Origin of the sequence: Rhodovulum sp. ES.010 (assembly GCF_900142935.1) — a bacterium.
In the GTDB taxonomy this organism is placed as follows: domain Bacteria; phylum Pseudomonadota; class Alphaproteobacteria; order Rhodobacterales; family Rhodobacteraceae; genus Rhodovulum.
In genome coordinates, this window is record NZ_FSRS01000001.1 from 45,940 (window position 1) to 66,404 (window position 20,465).

At 63.2% G+C, this 20,465-nt stretch carries 24 protein-coding genes; 12 read left to right on the forward strand and 12 right to left on the reverse strand.

Annotation, left to right across the window (positions count from 1 at the left end):
* Positions 1 to 95 precede the first annotated feature (95 nt).
* The 3 genes from BUR28_RS00250 to BUR28_RS00260 form a co-directional block, all read right to left on the reverse strand.
* A complete protein-coding gene (locus tag BUR28_RS00250) occupies positions 96 to 2,042 on the reverse strand; it encodes an NADAR domain-containing protein (RefSeq protein ID WP_083626286.1) in 1,947 nt (648 codons plus the stop codon).
* Positions 2,043 to 2,636: 594 nt separating this feature from the next.
* A complete protein-coding gene (locus BUR28_RS00255) occupies positions 2,637 to 3,293 on the reverse strand; it encodes a hypothetical protein (protein WP_074218282.1) in 657 nt (218 codons plus the stop codon).
* 23 nt (positions 3,294 to 3,316) lie between these two features.
* A complete protein-coding gene (locus tag BUR28_RS00260; protein ID WP_074218283.1) occupies positions 3,317 to 3,616 on the reverse strand; it encodes a hypothetical protein in 300 nt (99 codons plus the stop codon).
* Between BUR28_RS00260 and BUR28_RS19755 the strand changes: the two genes are divergently transcribed.
* Entirely contained in the window at positions 3,615 to 4,001 is a 387-nt protein-coding gene (locus tag BUR28_RS19755) for a hypothetical protein (protein WP_074218284.1), read from the forward strand. The two genes, BUR28_RS00260 and BUR28_RS19755, sit on opposite strands and share 2 nt — an antisense overlap.
* 455 nt (positions 4,002 to 4,456) lie before the next feature.
* Here BUR28_RS19755 and BUR28_RS00270 read toward each other — a convergent pair whose 3' ends face one another.
* Together BUR28_RS00270 and BUR28_RS00275 are read right to left on the reverse strand one after the other, a co-directional pair.
* On the reverse strand, positions 4,457 to 4,804 hold the full coding sequence (locus BUR28_RS00270; protein ID WP_074218285.1) for a plasmid mobilization protein: 348 nt from the start codon (positions 4,802 to 4,804) through the stop codon (positions 4,457 to 4,459).
* A 1,427-nt stretch (positions 4,805 to 6,231) separates the two neighbouring features.
* Positions 6,232 to 6,381 (reverse strand): DUF4113 domain-containing protein, encoded by a 150-nt coding sequence (locus tag BUR28_RS00275; protein WP_083626289.1) that lies wholly within the window; start codon positions 6,379 to 6,381, stop codon positions 6,232 to 6,234.
* Between the two features lie 63 nt (positions 6,382 to 6,444).
* On the opposite strand from BUR28_RS00275, the gene BUR28_RS00280 reads away from it, so the two are divergent.
* Positions 6,445 to 6,582 (forward strand): hypothetical protein, encoded by a 138-nt coding sequence (locus BUR28_RS00280; RefSeq protein WP_254813664.1) that lies wholly within the window; start codon positions 6,445 to 6,447, stop codon positions 6,580 to 6,582.
* 154 nt (positions 6,583 to 6,736) lie between these two features.
* Here BUR28_RS00280 and BUR28_RS00285 read toward each other — a convergent pair whose 3' ends face one another.
* Positions 6,737 to 7,171 (reverse strand): thermonuclease family protein, encoded by a 435-nt coding sequence (locus tag BUR28_RS00285; RefSeq protein WP_083626292.1) that lies wholly within the window; start codon positions 7,169 to 7,171, stop codon positions 6,737 to 6,739.
* Complete coding sequence (locus tag BUR28_RS00290) at positions 7,171 to 7,518, reverse strand: hypothetical protein (RefSeq protein ID WP_074218286.1); 348 nt, start codon at positions 7,516 to 7,518, stop codon at positions 7,171 to 7,173. The genes BUR28_RS00285 and BUR28_RS00290 overlap by 1 nt, the downstream gene beginning before the upstream one ends.
* A gap of 125 nt (positions 7,519 to 7,643) precedes the next feature.
* Here BUR28_RS00290 and BUR28_RS00295 point away from each other — a divergent pair, with 125 nt between their 5' ends.
* The 4 genes from BUR28_RS00295 to BUR28_RS00310 all read left to right on the forward strand — a co-directional run bounded on the left by BUR28_RS00295 (position 7,644) and on the right by BUR28_RS00310 (position 10,974).
* Positions 7,644 to 8,510 carry a WYL domain-containing protein gene (locus BUR28_RS00295; RefSeq protein WP_074218287.1) on the forward strand — a complete coding sequence of 289 codons (867 nt, stop codon included), beginning with the start codon at positions 7,644 to 7,646 and terminating at the stop codon, positions 8,508 to 8,510.
* Positions 8,511 to 8,691: 181 nt separating this feature from the next.
* Positions 8,692 to 9,228, forward strand: a complete 537-nt coding sequence (locus tag BUR28_RS00300; RefSeq protein WP_074218288.1) for a hypothetical protein — start codon at positions 8,692 to 8,694, stop codon at positions 9,226 to 9,228.
* Positions 9,225 to 10,037: a hypothetical protein gene (locus tag BUR28_RS00305; protein ID WP_175566864.1), complete on the forward strand. Its 813-nt coding sequence runs from the start codon at positions 9,225 to 9,227 to the stop codon at positions 10,035 to 10,037. Before BUR28_RS00300 ends, BUR28_RS00305 begins: the two co-directional genes overlap by 4 nt.
* A 238-nt stretch (positions 10,038 to 10,275) precedes the next feature.
* Positions 10,276 to 10,974 (forward strand): DUF1819 family protein, encoded by a 699-nt coding sequence (locus tag BUR28_RS00310; protein WP_254813777.1) that lies wholly within the window; start codon positions 10,276 to 10,278, stop codon positions 10,972 to 10,974.
* Positions 10,975 to 11,357: 383 nt separating this feature from the next.
* Here the strand turns inward: BUR28_RS00310 and BUR28_RS00315 are convergent, their stop codons facing one another.
* Complete coding sequence (locus BUR28_RS00315; protein ID WP_074218290.1) at positions 11,358 to 11,654, reverse strand: CcdB family protein; 297 nt, start codon at positions 11,652 to 11,654, stop codon at positions 11,358 to 11,360.
* Positions 11,654 to 11,899, reverse strand: coding sequence for a type II toxin-antitoxin system CcdA family antitoxin (locus BUR28_RS00320; RefSeq protein ID WP_074218291.1), 246 nt, complete (start codon positions 11,897 to 11,899; stop codon positions 11,654 to 11,656). Before BUR28_RS00320 ends, BUR28_RS00315 begins: the two co-directional genes overlap by 1 nt.
* Positions 11,900 to 12,182: 283 nt before the next feature.
* Between BUR28_RS00320 and BUR28_RS00325 the strand changes: the two genes are divergently transcribed.
* On the forward strand, positions 12,183 to 12,428 hold the full coding sequence (locus BUR28_RS00325; RefSeq protein ID WP_074218292.1) for a type II toxin-antitoxin system ParD family antitoxin: 246 nt from the start codon (positions 12,183 to 12,185) through the stop codon (positions 12,426 to 12,428).
* Positions 12,415 to 12,735, forward strand: a complete 321-nt coding sequence (locus BUR28_RS00330) for a type II toxin-antitoxin system RelE/ParE family toxin (protein ID WP_074218293.1) — start codon at positions 12,415 to 12,417, stop codon at positions 12,733 to 12,735. The genes BUR28_RS00325 and BUR28_RS00330 overlap by 14 nt, the downstream gene beginning before the upstream one ends.
* A gap of 437 nt (positions 12,736 to 13,172) precedes the next feature.
* Here BUR28_RS00330 and BUR28_RS00335 read toward each other — a convergent pair.
* A protein-coding gene (locus BUR28_RS00335) for an IS3 family transposase (protein ID WP_139307446.1) occupies positions 13,173 to 14,362 on the reverse strand; the annotation gives its coding sequence in 2 pieces (ribosomal slippage) (positions 13,173 to 14,110 and positions 14,110 to 14,362; 1,191 coding nt in all).
* Positions 14,363 to 14,576: 214 nt separating this feature from the next.
* Here BUR28_RS00335 and BUR28_RS00345 point away from each other — a divergent pair.
* From BUR28_RS00345 to BUR28_RS00360, 4 genes are all read left to right on the forward strand, one after another.
* Entirely contained in the window at positions 14,577 to 16,388 is a 1,812-nt protein-coding gene (locus BUR28_RS00345; protein ID WP_083626295.1) for an SLC13 family permease, read from the forward strand.
* 561 nt (positions 16,389 to 16,949) lie between these two features.
* A complete protein-coding gene (locus tag BUR28_RS00350; protein WP_074218294.1) occupies positions 16,950 to 17,282 on the forward strand; it encodes a hypothetical protein in 333 nt (110 codons plus the stop codon).
* Positions 17,279 to 18,481, forward strand: a complete 1,203-nt coding sequence (locus BUR28_RS00355) for a GTP-binding protein (RefSeq protein ID WP_074218295.1) — start codon at positions 17,279 to 17,281, stop codon at positions 18,479 to 18,481. Before BUR28_RS00350 ends, BUR28_RS00355 begins: the two co-directional genes overlap by 4 nt.
* Entirely contained in the window at positions 18,478 to 18,717 is a 240-nt protein-coding gene (locus BUR28_RS00360) for a DUF6525 family protein (RefSeq protein ID WP_074218296.1), read from the forward strand. The genes BUR28_RS00355 and BUR28_RS00360 overlap by 4 nt, the downstream gene beginning before the upstream one ends.
* A 590-nt stretch (positions 18,718 to 19,307) precedes the next feature.
* Here BUR28_RS00360 and BUR28_RS00365 read toward each other — a convergent pair.
* Together BUR28_RS00365 and BUR28_RS00370 are read right to left on the reverse strand one after the other, a co-directional pair.
* Positions 19,308 to 19,967 carry a hypothetical protein gene (locus BUR28_RS00365; protein ID WP_074218297.1) on the reverse strand — a complete coding sequence of 220 codons (660 nt, stop codon included), beginning with the start codon at positions 19,965 to 19,967 and terminating at the stop codon, positions 19,308 to 19,310.
* A 23-nt stretch (positions 19,968 to 19,990) separates the two neighbouring features.
* Entirely contained in the window at positions 19,991 to 20,299 is a 309-nt protein-coding gene (locus BUR28_RS00370) for a hypothetical protein (RefSeq protein ID WP_074218298.1), read from the reverse strand.
* Positions 20,300 to 20,465: the final 166 nt, after the last annotated feature.

Here is a 20,465-nt window from a genome sequence, read left to right on the forward strand (position 1 = left end):
ACGCAGCCAAGGTCTGCAAGCAGACCAATTCACGCAATGTGGGCTACGCAACCATCAATTGGTACTTGTCAGCCAGGTCCGGACGAGATTTGCGATCAATTAACAGTAATTCCGGCCGCCGCCTTGTGATTTTGATTCCGTATAACCTCGGCCGCACTTGAAAGGTCTGATCGCTTAATCTCTCGAATTACCATAAGCATTCTACCAAGAACGTTACGCCCGCGGCCGTTGCATTCCCCCCAAAAGGTATCTTCCCAGTCGTTACCTTCGATTAGATACATGCCATTGGTCTTCCGCAGTCGAGAATAGAGGTCCGATTGGGAGAATTTCTGAAGGAGAAGGTCAGTCATGATTGGAACTTTGACATCGTCCCAGTCACTTCTAACAAAACCTAATATCCTAAGGTAATTGGCGGCCACTTTCGACGTTCCGGCCGAAATTTCTGGTTTGACGAAAAGTTCAGGCAGGTCTGCTCGGGTCACGCGCGCTCCACGTGCAGCCAGCTTACGATTGATGGCTTCGATGTCGCTATCAGATATCTTCTCCCAAGTCCCCGCCTCAAACTTCATGGCTTGATAAGCGTGTTCAACAGAATCATATTTGACCCCATCGACTACGACGGAAACTGGGAAAAAGTTAGACAGGAATGTTTTTCGAAAAACCCGAATAATCTTGTCGTCGGGCAACTTAGAAATTACATCTTCGGTTTTTGTTTTAAGTAGATCACAATAGGTTCTACCCACAATCTGCCGCGACAAATCACATTTCTCAGTCAGGTATCTTTTCCGCACACAATTCAACATCTTTCGTTGCTCGTAGATCTCCTTTAGGTCGGCCTTGGGCCGGAGCCGTTTTGATACCGCTAAAACACCAACAGAGTGTTGATAAAGCGACCGTTTTGCGATGTTTTTCCGCAATGGGTGGTGCAGGTCCAGTTTGCTACGTGTGACATCGGCCTCGGCGACCGCGACTTCAAGGTTTCCAATTTTAGCTGGCTGCAATGCGTCCGCAACAAATTGGATCGTTTGCCCCGTTGAACTGTTGTCATCGACAATCGCTACGTGTTTTCCGGCAAGTTTTTTTTCGTGGTGACTTGTCCATCGGACGAGGTCTGACCCAGTCAGACCGTGCGTGTCGAATTCATCCTTTGAAGAGTGAAGAGATACCGGCACCAGAAGTACTTCGCACTTCTTCCTATTGATGAATCTCTGTGCGGTAGCATGAGCGAGCGCCAGTTCTGTGGAGCCTGATGGCAACCCGATAATGGTCTCGCATTCTCGACTCCCATATCGAGCGTATTGCGCGGCCGCTGCAGCAATAGTAAGAGGGTGCGCGGCCTCTCGACGAGTGATATGCCGAGACGAGAAAACGCCGCGCTGGTACTCGAGTAGAATGTGTTCTTGCAATTTGTCGAACGTTTTCCGCTTTTCGACGAGTGTCCGATAGCCGCTATTTGACAAATTTTGCGCCTGCAGCAAAACTCCGTAAAAAAAATCCACTGCTGCTTGGGCGTATGCTTGCCCATCGCGGCGGACCGATTGGTACCCAACCTGATCGAACCTGTATTTCCCTTGCTTCTCCTCATGCAAAAAGCTGTTGAACATCGTGATAATAGAGTTCTTCGCGTAATCCGCTATTCCAAGCTGAAAGAACGCGTGCTTTGTTTCTTGGATGGCCTGTAAGGCTTCGTCCAAATCCTCTTTGAAATGGGCAAGTTTTTGTCGCAACTCGAATGTTGGGTTCGTCGAGATGGTGTACCGGGTTCCTCTGAGGTGTACCTGTCCGGCGATCCGCACGACACGTCTTGAACGATGGAAGAATTCAGGAGCAAACCGATCAAAGACTTCTTCGGACGTGATTAGTCCGCCGTCGATCGAATAGAACCCAAGAGACAATAAGCGTCTGTTCTGGGGGCTTAGAGTTACGCGAAAAATTTCCTGCAACGACCGAGCTCGGCTATTTGCCTCGTTCGCAATCCCCGGAAAATCGAATTCCGGCGCGCTGTCGCACAGCGAGGATTTCTCAAGACTGAACTGCTGCATCTGCGGTCACCTTCATTGTTGCTTTCGCGGCGAGCTCATTGTCTCGGCGATGGAGTTCCGAAAATCTGCCCAGAGGTTGCCTGCGAGGGGAGTAGGGTACAAGAACAACTTTCCGCTGATCGACTTTACTCTTTCATGGAGCAAGAAGGCATGCTTCGCGCCACCTATCTGACAAAGACGGTGACACTAAGAACGCTTCGAGGACTTAGCCGGTAGCTCATGCAACACGTCCAGACAAGCGCACGTTCAAAGCAGCGAAACCGCTCAAGTCGAATTCGAATAGCTTAGGTTTGCGTCGTCGTTTCCAGCACTTAGCGGTCATTCGTCCGACGCGCAGCGAACGGCAGTTCCCCGCCCGCTTCGACGCATCCGGAAGGGCGCGATCAGCTTTCCGGCGGACTGCCGGGCACAGTTGGGTCGCAAGTATTACCTGGCCTGACGGGGGGGCGTCTGGATTTCCGAGCGGAGGATGATGATCCGCGGGGCCGCGTCCACGCAACTTGCCCGCGCCGCCTGCATCGCCCATAGGGGAAATTCCGGAACAAGCGCGGATCCGCTCCGGTCGCCCGGCCCGGCGTACCGGACCCAAGCCCCTCATCCCATTTCCGAGCCTCCCGCTTCCGGCTCTGCCTCCGAGCTGAACCGGGCCGCATTCCGGGCCAGCTTGGCGACCATGCGGGGCAGGGTAGTTTTCCGGTTTTCGGGGTCGAGGCAGGGCAGTTTGGGATGCGCGGCCTCGAGCGTGCCGAGGCGCTCCCGCCAGGCGGCCGGGTCTTCCCGGAAGGCCGCCAGGGCTGCGGGGCCAAGGACCAAGACCGGGCGCGCGCTGTCCGGGGGCTGGGCCTCCAGCCCCACGACCGGAACGCGATCGCAGGGCAGGCCCGTGGCCGCCGACAGTTGCGTCCGCAGCAGGTCCGGCGGGTCCAGGTCCAGGGAGACAATGACCAGCCGGTCCGCGCGCGCCTGCGCCGCGCGGCGCAGCACCGCCGCCCGTCCGGACAGCAGCATGCCTGGCGCGGGCGGGTTGAACGGGTCGGGCGGGGCCGGCAGGTGGTCGGAGTGCGCACAAAAGGCCTGCGCGAACACCTCGGCCGTGCCCGACGTCCCGGTCCGGGAAGGACGGCCCAGGAGGATGCGATCGGGGGTGGCCCGCGCCGCGCTGCCATCCGCGAAGACCAGGTCGATCCGGCGCGCCGACGCGTGGATGCGTTGGCGGAACCGATCCGCGCTTTGCCGGGCCGCTTTCAACACCCGCCCGATCCAGGCGCCAAGGCTCAGCCGGTCTCCGCTGGCCCCTCCAGCAGCGCGCGCAGGGCGGCCACGTCTTGCGAAACGGCGTCCAGATTCTCCTGCACCGCCCCGAGCGCGTGGGCCTGCCGCTCCTGCATGTCCCGCATCTCCAGGATTGTCTTGATGAGCCGGGCCGCGGCGGAGCCCTCTGTCGTTTCCGGGTTCTGCAAGAGGTCCAGCAAGGGGTGCAGGGCCTGCACGTCCTTGCGCGTGTCCTCCAGCGTGCTCATCAGCACCTTTTCCGGGTCCGGCAAGGCCAGAGGCGTGGGCTGGGGCTGGATCATGGAATGTCTCCTGTGTCATGGGAAAAGCGGCCTGTTCGGGTCGTCCGGACAGGGTGTGCAGCATGAGGCCGGCGGCCAGCACCGGGTCCGCCCGGCGCAGGGCCGCGGCATGGGCGAAGCGGGCGCGCATGCGGGCCGGTTCGAAATCATGGCCCAGGGCGGAGAGGCGCAAGGACAGCGTGTCCGCGTGCCGGCAGACAAAGCTAGGGGTGCCATGGCCGGTGGTCTCGATCTCGACCCTTATCGGGCTGCCGACCGCCTCCAGCGCGGCGTTCAGCCCGGGCAGGTCCGTCGGCCGCCGCGCGAAGGCCGCGTTCAGGTCCCGGGCCAGACGCGGGGCATGGACATGCTCGGCCAGGCGCCGCTTGGGCACATGCCCGGATAGGCGGAGCGGCCGCCCACGGCTGTAATAGGGCTCTTCAAGGCCCAGCCGCCGGGCCAGCCCCCGGTGGGTCGTATCGGTATGGGCGGGGCTGGTGATGGGGCGCAAGGGAAAGCCGAGGAAGGTTCTCAACGCGGCGAAGCCATGGGCGTGATCGCAGGCCGCATCGGCGTGACGCACGAGGATCCAGGGCGCCATGTCGGGCGGCAGCCCGTGCCGGCCGAGCGCGAAGCGGAAGACGGCCAGCCATTGGGGCCGGGAGAGCCAGAGCCCTTCCGGCGCCGACAGGGTGAGGTGGACGAACCCGTCCCGGTCGGGATCGGAAAAGCGCTGGAAGAACCGGCGCGCCCGGGTCGGGCTGGACACGGGCACCGTGCCGCCCAGCAGCTCATGGCCGGGCCGCATGTCGTAGCTTGCCAGGCATTCGGCCGTCCGGTGAAATTGCAGGTGCGGCCGCATCAGCCCCGCTCCGATCCCGCCGGCAAATGGGCCAGAAACAACTGTTCGGCGGCATCCAGCAACCGCTCGATCCGGTCCCGGGGGATCGGGCTGTCCGTGCCCTGGGCGAGGTGCAGGAGCGCGTTCAGCAGCTCGCCGACCCGGGCGATATCGCGGGCCAGCCGCATGTCGTGCGACACCTGCGCGGACAACAGGCGCGTGCGGATGAACTCCGCAAGCTGGGCGTAACCGTGTTCCTGCGCCCGGCGCTTCAGTTCTGACTTCTCCGCCGGTGTCAGGCGGATCTTTTGTTCTTCCGAACGCTTGGTGGTGTTCGACTTTCCGACCGGTCCGGTCATATTGCGCATGGTCAGGTCTCCTTCGTTCAACCGGGCGGCCTTCGCCCGCGGGGTGCATGGAGAACCTATGATATCGCGCCGAAAATCCCGATCGGGGTGGGGTAGAGAAGCGGCAGGGATGTGCAGATTTCTGTGGAAAACCCAGCCGGTTCTCGCGGAGACGGCGCGCAGGATCGGTCATGCCGGCCGCGGCCGGCGGCGCATGTTCGGGCGTTTCCAGGAAAATGCGGACCGGCCGGGCGTGCGAGGAAATGTCGTTCAATAATGCCACCGGGCCCGCGTATTAGTACTTACGCGGGAGCGGCCGACCCGTACGGCACCGCCGCGTTGCCTGGCGGTGCCCCAGCGATCCAGGGGACGGCAGGCATGGCTGTCGCGCTCAGGTCGAACGCGAGCATCGCGCCTCAGGGCATGTCGTCTGCCAAAGGTAGCCGTAGCTCGGACCTGCCGGCGGACAGAATCCGGTCGAGGGGGCCTTATCCACGTTCGTCAAGCGCGGCCCTGTAACGCGCGATGCTTCTGCTCTTCGTTGAAACCTGCGCCGCGCGGGCTGCCGGGAGAGCAGGCCGACTGCCCGGAAATGTCCGTTTTGCCCCTTTCATAACCCCCACTTTCATAACCCCCAAATGCCCCGAAAGTGCGTAACATATTGAAGAAAAATGGCTTTCCGGTTATGAATCCTGCAAAACAGACATTCTTGAGCCTCCTCGGAGCCGTTTTGCGGGAGAAGTGTGTAACAGGAATCTCAAAAAATTATTACAAAACAAGGATGTAACGTGAAGATCTGATGTAACACTTTATGTTACATCTCTAAGTGTATGATTTTATGTCATATAATCTATCTATCTATCTATGTAACAAGATATAGATATATATATACATACATACACACACACGCACGCACACACACGCGCACGCACGTACGCACACGCCCCTGAGGGATATACATCTCGGCGTTACGCGTTACACAAGCTAAGCCATTGAAAATAAACGAAACAGGTGTAACGCGATTTCGACGCCGCGGGCAGGAAGGGGTAAGTCCAAGAAAATAAAGGGAAAAATTGTAACACCACTTCAGCATGACGCACGGAAAAAGCCTAAAATATTGAAAATAAAGAAGAGATTTTTGGCGCGTCAGGAGAGCCTGTTACAGCAGGGGCGATTTTCGCGATTGCCCGAAGCGGTCGGGTGGGGCGCTTAGAGGCGGCGTGTGGCCAGGCTGGGCGCGCCCAGGCGCCAGCGGGTCAGGCCGCGGATTGCCCCTCAGGGCCGCGGAGCGAGGCGCTGAGGGCGGGCGTGTTTTCGGGTCTGTGTTGGGTGGAAAATGGAAGAGCGCGCCTCAGAGAGCCTCTCAGAGCTCCTGCGGTGCGATGCCGGGTTTTCGTGAAATCCGGTCGCTCCATTCGCTGACGGCGATCTCCACACGGCCAGCAAGTTTACCGCTCCACCGGCAAGTCAGAGATCCGCGTGGTGTATCGCGGACTGCGATACTCGGCGCGCATCGCCCAGGCCCGCCCTGTCCCTTCGGAACCAAGGACCATGGTCTTCTTGCCGAACCGGGCATTGACCGCATCCAGCGCCTGCATCACCGCGCGAGATCGCGCTTCGGTCCCCCGTCGCGATCACGAAAGCATCGCAAGGCGCGGTTCGTGATCATGTCGATGGAACGGTTCGAGGCGCTCACATCCGGGCGCGGGTCGCAGGTCGCGGTGGATGTTGCCGATATGCCGGAGGGCCTGGGCGCACTCCTGGAAGAGGGCCTCGAGCATCACTTCCGTGGTCGCTGATTTCCCGGCTGCGGGCTAGGTCTTCGACGATCACCGCCTCCGGAAATAGCAGGCGGATCGTGGAGGGACGGAAGGCCGCAATAAGCGATTAGCCTCCCGCACCAATCCCGTCGGATGGAAGGGGCTTCAGATCAGGCGGCATCGCTATGAGCGGCTACCGGCAATACCCCGAGCGCGGCAGCCGCGCCCGCGCGGCCCGCGTCTCGAGTTCTCGATAGCGTCCCCCGGAATAGCGCGGGCAATCCAGCGCCTGGCCATTGGCAATCGCGATCGCGCCGATGTCCTGGCCATCGAGATAGCAAACCCCGACCCAGCGGTCATAGGTCCGCGCGCCGTTGAGCCGGCAGGCGACATGCTTCCCGCCGACCAGGCGCGCCATGAAGCTCCGGGCGTCCCGGCCGGCGCGGGTGGAGGTTTCGGGCCCGTCGACGCCGTTCAGGCGGACAGGCGTGCCGGCCACGACGATCGTGTCGACATCGCGCACGACGGTGACGCGCCCCTCGATAACGCGCTCGGCGGCTGCCGGCAGGGCGAGGAGCCCTGCCAGAAGGAAGACGGACAAGCCTGGGCGCAGGGCTTTCCCGGGCATCAGCGGCACCGCTTTGCGCCCATCGTGCGCTCGATGGCCTGGAGGCGCCCCTTGGCAATGGCGATGGCGGCTTCCTTGTCATTTCCGGACATGCTGGACACGGGCAGGCCGAGCAGGAAGACGCCCCATGCATCCCCGGAAGCGGCGGCTTTCTGTGCCGCGCTCAGGTTCGTGAGGTCCTGCTCGATCCGCGTTTTCCGGTCGGCCAGCTGACTGCAGGAAAGCCGCGCGTAATCATGGTCATCGATCTCTACCGCGGCAATCTGATCGGGCTGCTTGGCGCAGGCGCCAAGCGCCAGCGTTGCGACGAGCGCCGCCCCAAGGAAATTGCGATAGCGTGTTTTCATGTCTCGACCCCGTGTCTTGTGGTAGACTCTTTTCAACGGTGCCGCGAAGATCATTGGGCCGGAAAAATGAGTCAATCGGAAAACTGGACGCATCGGAAAGCTCGGTTTATCCTGAAGGCGGGTTCATGAGTCCAGTCCGCGCATCAGGTCCGCGATGGAGTGTCGAGAAGCGTTACGAGTTCATCGAGTTCCGCCTGTTCTGGACGGGTCGGCTGAACCGTGGCGACCTGATGGGGACCTTCGGGCTGTCCCAGCAGCAGGCCTCGGCCGACATCAACACCTATCTCGAGGGCCGCAAGAGCAACCTGGTCTACGACCGGAATGCCAAGTGCTACCGGCGGGGCCGGAATTTCCGCCCGCGCTTCTACCGGCCCGACGCGGGCGGGTTCCTGGCCCAGCTTCAGGCCGTGGAGACCGGCCTGCTGGCCCGGACCGAGAGCTGGATCGCGCCCTTGCCGGCGGTGGCCGGCGCGCCCCTGCCGGCGCGCGGCGTCGTTCCGGAAATCCTGCGCGAGGTCTACGGGGCGATCACGGACGGGCTGGCGCTGGAGGTCGTCTACCAGTCGATGTCGCGCCCGGAGCCGGGGGCGCGGGTCATCGAGCCCCATGCGCTGGCCTTCGACGGGTTCCGCTGGCATGCGCGGGCCTTCTGCCGGCGGGACGGCGTGTTCAAGGATTTCCTGCTTTCACGGATCCTGGAGGCCCGGGAGAGCGGGCTTGCGGAAAGTGCCTCCGCGGACGACCGGGCCTGGCAGGAGGAAATCGAGCTGGTGATCGCGCCGCATCCGGGGCTTTCCGAGGCGCAGGCCCGGGTCTTCGAGATGGATTACGCGATGGAGGAGGGCGTGGCGCGGATCCCCGTGCGCCGGGCGTTGCTCTACTACGCGCTGAAGCGGCTGGGGCTGGATACGGATCCGGACGCGCGGGCGCCGCGGGATCAGCAGATCGTGCTGGTCAACCGGGACGAGGTGATGGCGGCGCTTGGCGGGTGAAGCCTTGCGCAAGGGTGAATCCGGCCATCCGATTTCGGTTTGCCGGCATCGAACAGTCGGAAAGCGGGCTGTTTTTCCACAGAAATCATCCTATGGGCGATTCCGTCGCGGCGGCTCGTGTCTTATTTATAGTTTAGGGGATACCCTGAGGAAGGCCCGGTTCCCCAGCCTTACCGACCGGATGATCGCCTATGGACCTGGGGCCATTGCGGCCGTGCTCGATTACCTGGAGGCGCCCGCCGACGGCCGAACGCGCCCCCTCCTGTCGCCCAAGTCAAGAGAGGGGCTTGAATGGGTACGCGCCGAACGGGGCGTGTTGCCGCTCAGGCTTCGAAACGCGCTTGAACATCTCCTCATCAACTTGAAAACGAGCGGCATCGATCTGGATGACCTGTTCGCGAAACCTTCCATCTCGTCCGAATTGCCGGCGCAGACAAGGCAGACTGCACCTGAACCTGAGGGCGCTTCTTTACCCGACGCCGGGAAATTCCGGTCCCTGTCTGATGGCGCCGAAGATCGGCTGGACCTTCTTCTCGAGCATGTCGACGCACTTGAAGAGATCGGCAGGCAGCAAGACACTTTCGAACAACGCAAGACCGCGGCGATTGCGATCAGGAAGTTGAGAGAACGTGACCCGGATCTTCGACCAATGGAAATCGGGGAACTCCAAAGGCTCTATGGGCTGCTGTGCCAGGACGGCAAGGATGGGCGGAGTTGATTGCGCTGAGCTATGATCCGGATGGGGTCACCCTTGAATTCAAGTCGCGCCAGTCCTTGTTGGATCGCCTGCTCTCCCGTCAGGCAGAGCAGGACTTCGATCATGATGAGCGTCTTGGTTTCGCGTTAGCGGAGCTGCGGGCCACCGCCGAGACGGCGGGGGATGAGGTTGAAATCGGAGAGAACCGGATCCGCCTGTCCCACAAAACGCTGAGCGCTCTCTCCTCCGAAACGGCGGATGCACTTGGCCTCCCCCCTTTGGTGGATCTCACCCTGCGCACGGACGTCATGGGCCAGATCGGAAGCCCCGATTTCCGCCTCACCCATGACTGGGTCCGCGCCGGCCGAAAGGAGATCACGCACCGGACTGGCGCGATCCTCGAGACCTCGGGCGACGGGTCCGACGGGCTTCGGCGTCTCCCCCGATGGATGCTGGACGCGCTGGAGGTGGCGGACCGGTTTCAGGCCGGCACGGACCTGGACGAGCATTGGGAGGCGCTTGCCCGGTTCCGCCGCGCCCTCGAGCCCGGGGTCCGGATGGATCGGACCGACGCGGAGGCGCGCCTCGGGATGACCGATTTCCTCTCTGGTCTCGAGGTGACCCTGACGGACCGGTTCTCGATCAGCCCACGTGACGGGGACCAGTTCGCGATCATCCCGTTTCTCGGCGAGACTGTCGCGGCCGCGGAAGGTGAGGGGAACGCGTCGACGAGCTCTGACCCCGTGAGCGCCGCAATGACAACCATGTTTGAACGCGATGGGACGCCCATGAAAGCGCGAAATCGAGATGGATCGATCTCGTACAGGTGAAAATCGGGAGTTGGGCTGGACGCGGACCCAGGTGCGCGGGCGCCGCGCGACCAGCAGATCGTGTTGGTCAACCGCGACGAGGTGATGGCGGCGCTTGGCGGGTGAGTTTTCCGGGCGGGCTGCGTCATCTCTATCCACAAGTTTTTCAGGGCGGGGGATTCTTTCTGTCTCCCACAACTACTAGGCTATCCGCAGACATTTGAAATCCGGGCGGAAAGTGGGGAGAGTGAGCTTGGGCGTGAATTTTCGTGTGGATATGGCGCTGGCGAAGGCTGGGATCGAGGCCGCGCCCCTGGCCGGCGATAACGCGCGGGCACGAAAGGATTTCAGGGGGTATTCGCCGATGGGCGCCGAGCCGGTCTATCGCATGTCGTTCACCGTTGGCGGCCTTTTCCTGCACGAAGCTCGCGACCTGGCGCGTGCATGGTTCACGTGCCGCAATTGGGGGCAGGTCCGCAAGCAGGTACCGGACAATCTCTTCGTCGGAACAGGCCGGCCGGACTCCGCGCGGCGAATGCGCAACGAGGTGATCCGCCGCATTTCCCGGCTCGAGGAGGCAGAGCTTTCCCATCTCGCGGAATGCGGCATGACCGATGCCCGCGCCCTGGTATGGATCGCGACCTGTCGGGAATATCGCGTGCTGGCCGATTTTGCGCGCGAAACCCTCCAGGATCGCTATCGCGGGTTCGGGGAGCCGGTCCGGCCGGTGGATTTCGACAGGCTTCTCGACGATCTCGGCCTGACGCATCCGGAGGTGGCCAATTTGGCGGAAAGCACGCGCAAGCGCCTGCGCAGCGTGGCATTCCGGATGATGCGGGAGGCGGAACTGATCGATGCAGCCGGCCGGGTGCAGACCCTCCATCTCGGCGCGTCTCTCCTTGAACTGTTGCGGCGTCGTCCGGGGCCAGGGCTCGATTGCATTCCGGGGGCAGGATGACCGATCTCGACTTCATTCTCGACGAAGGTGAGACGGCGCGCGCGACGCCGGCGCTCAGGGCGCATCTGAAGGCGATCATCACCGGTCGCCGGGTTCTTGGCGGCGACGTGCCGGGCAATGATGTTCCCTTCTTCCTCTGCCCCTACGTTCCCGAGGACGAGGTGCCGATGCAGGAGCAGATCGCCACGTTGAAGGGCGAGCTTGGGCATCTTCGCTACGGCCTGCGCGCAAGGTACGTTGCTCCTGACCTGCGACGCACATTTCGAGGGGCTAACCGGCGTCACGCTGATCGAGAAGATCACGGTCTGATGCCCGGGCGGTCATTCGCATTTAGCTCCTCGTTCATTTTCCGGACCATCAGCGCGACCGGATGTACGAAGCGATCAGAAGCCGGAAAACACCATATCGAGGGCGCCGCGGATCTCGTAATCGAACTCGGAAAGATCTGCGAGAGGCTCCCCCTGGAGCAGCGCCGATGGAATTGCGGCCATCTCGGCCGTGTGCAGAACGTAAGCCGAACCCTCGATCTTGAAGACCGGCTCAAGGCGCCCGATGGCCGTCGGGCCGGACTCCGCTGGCAAGAGCGGCGCCACGACCCGCGTGCCGGTCTCGATCAGGTCCGTCTGGAGATCGAGCACAAGCCTGCCGCCGGCGATGCGAAAAACCTGGAACTGCGCCATCACTCGGTCTTCAACACCTGAAGATCATCCAGGGGCGCCCCATGCGCCTCTATCCAGGCACGCCGTTCTGCGATCGCGCCGGCATTTTCCTCGGCCCAGGCCTTGGCTTTCGCCTTGCGAACGGCCTCGGCCAGCGCGGCATCGCTGATGGCCGAGACATTCAGGCCCAATTCTCGCGCGGCAGCCAGGTTGGCCGCAGTGAGAGTGACGTTCGTGCGCTGCTTTTCAGACGTGGCTTGCGGCATGGAACCCTCGTGGAGCACACGAACAATACACATCCCAAGTGTTCGCATCAAGAGGCACTCGTCAAGGAATACTTGACAACTGCCGCCGGCGGGAAGTCCTGCAGAACCCTGCGCGACAACCTCGACGCCATCCTGGCCGTGGGCTTCCGCGCCCCCGTCTTTGGGGCCCGGCATTCTGCAATCACGACGCTTCCTGTCGACCCACAATATGGCAAATCTTGCCAGGGATTTTGACATTCCTTGTCAGCGCATGATACGATTTTCGGATGAAGGAGGATGACCCATGGCAACGATGAATGTGTCTCTGCCCGATCCGATGAAGGCCTGGGTTGAAGCGCGGCTGAAGGACGGCAGCTTCAGCAATACGAGCGATTATGTGCGCCACCTCATTCGTCGTGACCAGGAGCGCGCGCAGGCGATCGAAGCCTTGCAGGGCGCGATTGACGAGGGTGTGAAGAGCGGCGCGCCCGAGCCGTTCGATTTCAAGGCGTTCAAGGCGCGGATGCGGGAGCAGCATGCCCGCAAGTAGTCTGACCGCCTACCGGCTGACACCGGCCGCCCGGAACGACCTGGAAGACATCTGGCTTTACACGGCGAAGCGGTGGTCGATGGTGCAGGCCGACCGCTATACCGACATCCTGGAAGATACCTTCGACCGGTTGCTCTTCATGCCGGAGATGGCGCGCGAGCGTCCGGAGTTCGATCCGCCTGTCCGCATCCATCCAAGCGCTGAGCATCTGATCATCTACCGGATCGAGGAAGGTCGCCTCGTCATCTTGCGTATCCTTGGTGCAGGGCAGGACTGGCAAGCGATCCTGAGGGCGGTGGACCAATGAATCTGAACGGTTGCCGACGCTTGGTCCCGCTCCGTAGACTTGCAAGCCATTGACGTAAGAGAACTTTAAGCGCCGTGGCCAGGGTCAACATATGCATAGATCATGACCCCACCTGATCGAAAGAGGACGTCATGATTGCAGAGTGTTGGAGCCCAAGAAGGGAGGGTCACGTTTCCATGCCGATCCGCAGTCCGGATCCTCGTGGCCGCGATCACGGATGCTGATGCTGTCCCCCCCGTAACAAGATGGGCCTTTATACAGGTGGTTCTTTTCTATCGTGGTAACCTGCATCGTAAAGGAGGAAGGCTTCGGCGGTTGCATGCCCCCGCAACCAAAAAATCACCACAGAACAGCATCTTACGCGCCGCCCGAAAGGGCGGCGGTCGCGTTGGCAGGTTTCGGTGCTACGGCGGTGCTACTGACCTGCCACTGATCTTTCATCCAGCCGCGACCGGAGCCCGGTTGGTGTTTACGCCAAATGGCGCGGGTTGAGCAATCGCCCGACGCGCGGAGCTCTCATCTCGCGCAGCGGGTCGGGCGATTGCGGTGGTCAGGGTCTGCGCGTAGTCAGCCGGGGTCTGATAGCCCAAGGCCGAATGGGGGCGCTCGGTGTTGTAGTCGGCGACCCAGGCGGCGATCAGGTCGCGGGCATGGGCGAGGTTACGAAACAGCGTCTCGTTCAAGAACTCGTCCCGCATCCGGCCGTTGAAGCTCTCGACAAAGCCATTCTGCATCGGCTTGCCCGGCGCGATGTAGTGCCATTCGATCCGGTTCTCGGCGCACCACTTCAGGATCGCGTTCGAGGTCAGTTCCGTCCCGTTGTCCGACACGATCATTCCCGGCTTGCCGCGACGTTCGATCAGCGCCGTCAGCTCCCGCGCGACGCGCCGGCCGGAGATCGACGTGTCCGGGATCGCGGCGAGGCATTCGCGCGTGACGTCATCGACGATGTTCAGCACCCGGAACCGCCGCCCGCACGCGAACTGGTCATGGACGAAATCCAGTGACCAACGGGCATTTGCGCGCGCCTCGACCAGGATCGGGGCGCGGGTGCCGATGGCCTTGCGCCGCGCGCGCCGCTTGCGGACGGTCAGCCCTTCCTCGCGGTAAAGCCGGTAGATACGGTTGATCCCCGAGGGCTCGCCCTCCCGCCGGAGCAGGACGAAGAGCCGCCGGTAGCCGAACCGCCGACGCTCGTTGGCAAGCTCCCGCAATCGGCCGCGCAGTTCCGTGTCGGGTGCGCGTTGCGACCGGTAGCGGATCGTCTTCCGATCCGCGCCGGCAATCTGGCACGCCCGTCGTTCCGACAGCCCGAACCGGGCCTTCAGATGCGCGACCGCCTCGCGCTTCACGACGGGCGTCACCACTTTTTTGAAACCAGCTCGCGCATCGCGGCCAGATCCAGCATCTGCTCCGCCAGCAGCTTCTTCAACTTGGCGTTCTCGTCCTCGAGCGCCTTCAGCCGTTTGGCCTCTGACACCGTCATGCCGCCGTATTTGGCTTTCCAGTTGTAGAACGTCCCCTCCGACATGCCGTGCTTGCGGCACAGATCGGCACACTTCGCCCCGGCCTCATGCTCGGCCAGGATGCCGATAATCTGCTCTTCGCTGTATCTCGTTCGCTTCATTGTCCGTCCCCTCCTTGGGTCGGACTCTAATCGCAGGTGGAGGAAAAATCCCGTGGCAGGTCAATCGGCCTGTGCCGATTGGCGCAAACAGCACCCCGGCGCCAGAGATGGCTGGATCACCGCTAAGTGACAGGTCATCGCGGCCACCTGATCGATGGAACCCTTTGTTTTGATCATTTAGGGCTGTGGTATCGCCACGACCCGGAGATCGCCCGTGCCGAGCGACGCGACACTCGTTTTCTACCTGATGGGCCTGGCCGCAATCATGATGGCGTCGAACCGGGTCCGCTATGACCTGATCGCGCTCTTCGTGCTTGTGACTCTCGCCCTTTCGGGAATTCTCAGTCCGGCCGAGGCTGTCGCGGGCTTTGGGGCGACCATCATCATCATGGTCGCGGGATTGTTCGTCGTCGGCGAGATGCTGGAGCGGACCGGCGTGGCCCGCACGGTGGGCGACCAGATCCTGAAATACGGCCGGGGTCAGGAAGTGCGGCTGATGGTGCCGCTTTGCGTTGGCGCGGCTGTGTTGGGGTCGGTGATGTCCTCGACGGCGGTGGTGGCCATCTTTATCCCCATCGTCCTGCGCATCGCCCGCGACTCGGGCATAAACCCCGCCCGGCTGCTGTTGCCGATGGCGTTCGGCGCCCTGATTTCCGGCATGCTGACGCTGATCGGCACGCCCGGCAACCTGGCGGTCTCAGACGCGCTACGCGACGCCACCGGCCAACCGCTCGGCTTTTTCAGCTTCACCATCATCGGGGTGACCATTCTGGTCCTCACGGTGCTGTTCTTTGTCTTTATCGGCCGTCACCTGCTTGGCCCGCTGACGGCGAACGGCACCGACCAGCCAAGGCGCAGCGACCGGTCCCTTGCCGAAATGTTCCGCATTCACGGCCTGGACCGGGCCGAGGTCATGAGGATCGAGAAAAGCTTTGCCGGCAGCGCCGCGCGAGACCTGACTGCCATCGCGCCGCGGATCCTGTCGCGTTGGCGCCGCGGCCCGCGCGGCACCCCGCATACGACGCTGTTCTCGATCGGAATGGAGTTGCAGCGTGATGACCTGGTTGTCGTGACCGGCAGCGAGGCCGACCTTGCCCGGTTTGCCCAGACGCCCGGTGTCGCGCCGGCCGGGTCGTTCTACGACGACATGAACAGATGGATCGACACCCTCGGGATCATGGAGGTGATGATACACCCCGAGGCCGGCATCCGGGGATCAACCCTGGCCGAGCTGGCATTCCGCGAAAACTATGGGCTTGAGGTGCTGGATATTCTGCGCGGCGGCAGGTCACTGGCTGACATCCAGATGACCCCCTTGCGCGGCAGTGACCGGCTGCTGGTCGCCGGCCCGTGGTCAAGGCTGGACGGGGTCAATGCCGCCACGCGGGACTTCGTCATTCTCGAAGAGCCGGCCGAGCGGGCGCGGTCCGTGCCCAATTCAGGCAAACTCTGGATCGCGCTCATCATCCTGTTCTGCATGATCGCGGTCTCGATCGGGGGGCTGTCGATCACGATCGCGGTGATCCTGGCAGCGATTGCGGCCGTGATGAGCGGCACCATCTCTGCCAGCCAGGCCTATCGATCGATCCGTCTGGATACGCTGGTGCTGATCGCGGGCATGCTGCCGCTTTCGACGGCGCTGGACAAGACCGGCGGCGCCGACATGATCGTGACCGCGCTGTTGCAGATGGCGGGCGACGACAGTCCACGGGCGGTCATGATGGCACTGTTCTTGCTGACGATGTCCCTGAGCTGGATCCTGTCGAACACGGCGACCCTGGTACTGGTGGGGCCGATTGCGGTGAACGCCGCGCTGTCGATGGGGGTCTCGCCGGTACCGATGGCCATCGCGGTGCTGATCGCGGGATCGGCGGGCTTTGCCTCGCCCGTGTCGTCGCCGGTGGTGACTCTGGTGGTCAGTCCGGGCAATTACAGGTTTGCCGACTTTCTGAAGGTCGGCGTGCCGCTGGCGCTTGGCATCGCGACCATTGCGTTCTTCATCATCCCCGTCGTCTTTCCATTCTGACGGCAACGGCAGGGTACCAACCCTTTTGAAGGCCAGCCCCTCTTCTTTTTCGCCAGCATAGGGATCGTGGGGCGGTGGCGGATCGTACCGTTACACCGGTCTGCCAAGTCGCCCGGAAGCTCCCACCGTCGCCGCGGGCGGTGTTCCTTCATCGCAGCGTTCATGTGATCCCGACAGTGTTTTTCTAGGGTTCTGACCGGCCCGGCGGACTGGGAACTAAACACCTGGAAGCGTAGCGGCCCTTCTCGTAGCTGCGGTTCACCGGCTCTGGTTGCGCGACGGCCGTATCTGCCGTCTCCGCCCCATTAAACCACGGTTTCCCCGCGTCTGACCGTCAGCCGAGTCTCGTTCCGAATTTCCAGACGGAGACGACGAAGATGGCAGATCGTGGCGAGGGTTTCGATGGGCGGATCGAGGGTGTTCGGCGGACGCGGGTATAGGGTGCGAGCGACTGGCGAAATTCTGCGGAAATCGGCTTGCACATAGATATATTATCACATTACGTTACCTCTGCGCCTCGCCTGGTCGAGGCACGCTTCGCAAAGAAACAGGGAGAGCCCCGTGACGACGACCGACGAGACCATGCATGCCGAGCATCTGAAGCAGGCGCAGGATCATTTCCGCTGGCGGCGCGAACACCTGGAGGCGCTGGCCACGGTGAAACGGGCCGAGGCGGCGCTGATGCTGCACGAGGCTCGGATCGTCGGCCACGAGGCCGAGATCGCCCGGCACGAGGAACAGATCGCCCATGGCACGGCGCATGCGCCTGCGGTGGACACCGGCGAACATGCCCGGATGGCTCAGGCCCACGGCCATGGCGCCGAACACCACGCCGGGCTTCTGGACGCCATCAAGGCCGTCGCCGCGGAGCTTGACGGGGAAGAACGAGCATGAGCGGCGCCGCGAAACTCCCCGTAACAGTTCTCTCGGGCTTCCTGGGCGCGGGAAAGACGAGCCTTCTGAACCATGTCCTGAACAACCGCGACGGGCGCCGCGTTGCTGTGATCGTCAACGACATGTCCGAGGTGAATATCGACGCCGACCTCGTCCGCGCGGGCAGCGAACTGTCGCGCGGCGAGGAAAAGCTTGTCGAGATGAGCAATGGCTGCATCTGCTGCACGCTCCGCGACGATCTGCTGATCGAGGTGCGCCGGCTCGCCGAGGCGGGCCGGTTCGACTACCTGCTGATTGAATCCACAGGCGTCTCGGAACCGCTGCCTGTCGCGGCCACTTTCGAATATCGCGACGGTCAGGACCGGTCGCTGTCGGACGTGGCCGAGCTCGACACGATGGTGACGGTGGTCGATGCCGCACACCTTTTGCGCGACTTCTCCAGCCAGGACTTCCTGAAGGACCGCGGCGAGGAGCTGGGGCCGGAAGATGAGCGCACGCTGGTCAACCTGCTGACCGACCAGATCGAATTTGCCGACGTGATCGTGCTGAACAAGGTGTCGCTCGCCTCGGCCGAAGACCTGGCCGCTGCCCGCGCCATCCTGCGCGCGCTGAACGCGGATGCGAAGATCATCGAGACCGATTACGCGAAGGTCGACGCGGCCGAGATCATGGGCACGGGCCGGTTCAGCTTCGAGGCGGCGCATCGTCACCCGACCTGGTTACAGGAGCTCTACGGCTTCGCCGACCACGTGCCCGAAGATGCCGAATACGGCATCACCAGCTTCGTCTACCGGGCCGAGCGCCCCTTCGATCCGGCGAAGCTGGCCGAATTTTTCGACACGCCGCTGCCCGGCGTGATCCGCGCCAAGGGGCATTTCTGGATCGCCACAAGGCCGCACTGGGCGGGCGAATTCTCGCTGGCGGGATCGGCGGTCGAGGTGAAGGCGCTGGGTCTCTGGTGGGCCGCCGTCCCCGAGAAGCACTGGCCGCCGGACGAGCGCGAGCGGATGGCCGCACGGGTGGCCGGCGAATTCGGCGACCGGCGGCAGGAGATGGTGTTCATCGGCACGCTGGGCACGATGAACCGCGACCGGATCACGGCGATGCTGGATCGCTGCCTGGTGCCGGAAACCCGCTTCGAGCCGGACGCCTGGGCGCGCCTGCCCGACCCGTTCCCGCAATGGGGCCATGCCGCATGACGGGCAACGCGCGCAGCCCCCTGCCGGCGCGGTCGCGGACGAATCCGATGGCCGCCCATGACCGGTTGCCGCCGCCCGCCCGCGCCTGGGTCGCGCAGGCCGTCCTGCCCTGGAGCGCAACCTCCGTCGCCCGCATCTGGCACAAGGCCCTGGCCGAGACCGGCTGCGAAAACGAGGCCTTGAACAGGCTGTCTGCCGCAGAGCGCGCGACTCTCGCAAGGGAAAAGAGGGTCTGATTAGAAACGCACGATCGCCTCGAGAGCGCTGTCCTCCAGCGACGTTGGACAACAAACCAAGAGGTCGATTCAGGCTAGACCTCTGTTTGCCTCAGCATCTCTTGCGAATGCGCAAATTGCACGAAACGCTGCAATTTGGAGTTTAGGGCCGGATGATTGCTCGGCCTCTCGGCGAACGTGTTCCGTCGGCCTAAATTTTGAGCGCTGCGAAGAGCAGGAATGACGAGCCGCGTTGCAGCATGCTGAACTTGTTTTTGGCACGCGACCGGCTTTATGGGCATTGATTTGCAACGGTCACGATCTGCGCATTGCTGCCGTTTGTCCAGACCGCGGCGAACGACTGCTCGCCGCCCTTCGACGTATCCGGAAGGGTGCGATCAGCTTTCCGGCGGACTGCCGGGCACAGGTGGCTCGCAAGTATTACCCGGCCTGACGGGGGAGGTCGCCCGGATTTCCGAGCGGAGGATGATGATGCGCGGGGCCGCGTCCACGCAACTTGCCCGCGCCGCCTGCATCGCCCATAGGGAAGATTTCCGGAACAAGCTCGGATCCGGTCCGGTCGCCTCGCCGGGCATGCCGCTCCTCTTGCCTCACCTCATTTCCGGCCCTCCCGTTTCCGGCTCTGCCTCCGAGCTTATCTGGGCCGCCATATTCCGTGCCAGCTTGGCGACCGGGCGGGGCAGGGTAGTTTTCCGGTTTTCGGGGTCGAGGCAGGGCAGGTCGGGATGCGCGGCCTCGAGCGTGCCGAGGCGCTCCCGCCAGGCGGCCGGGTCTTCCCGGAAGGCCGCCAGGGCTGCGGGGCCAAGGACCAAGACCGGGCGCGCATTTTCCGGGATCGAATCCTCCAGCCCCGGGACCGGAACGCGATCGCAGGGCAGGCCTGTGGCCGCCGCCAGCTGCGCCCGCAGCCGGTCCGGCGGGTCCGGGTTCAGGGTGACGATGGCCAGCCGGTCCGCGCGCGCCCGCGCCGCGCGACGCAGCACCGCCGCCCGTCCGGACAGCAGCATGCCCGGGGCGGGCGGGTGGAACGGGTCGGGCGGGGCCGGCAGGTGGTCGGAGCGCGCGCAATAGGCCTGCGCGAAGTCCCGTGCCGTGCCCGACGTCCCGTTCCGGGAAGGGCGCCCCAGGAGGATGCGATCGGGGGTGGTCCGCGCCGCGCTGCCATCCGCGAAGACCAGGTCGATCCGGCGCGCCGACGCGTGGATGCGTTGGCGGAACCGATCCGCGCTTTGCCGGGCCGCCTTCAACACTCGCCCGATCCAGGCGCCAAGGCTCAGCCGGTCTCCGCTGGCCCCTCCAGCAGCGCGCGCAGGGCTGCCACGTTGTCCGCAATGCCCTCCAGCGCGTCCAGCTTCTCCTGCACGGCCTGGAGCGCGTGGGCCTGCCGCTCCAGCATGTCCTGCATCTCCAGGATCGTCTTGATCAGCCGGGCGGCGGCGGAACCCTCGGTCGTTTCCGGGTTCTGCAAGAGGTCGAGCAAGGGGTGCAGGGCCTGCACGTCCTTGCGCGTGTCCTCGAGCGTGCTCATCAGCACCTTGTCCGGGTCCGGCAAGGCCAGGGGGCTGCGGTGGGGCTGGGTCATGGGATGTCTCCTGTGTCATGGGGAAAACCGCCGGCGCGGGCTGTCCGGAAAGGGTGCGCAGCAGCAGGCCGGCGGCCAGCACCGGTTCCGCCCGGCGCAGGGCCGCGGCATGGGCGAACCGGGCGCGCATGCGGGCGGGTTCGAAATCATGGCCAAGGGCGGAGAG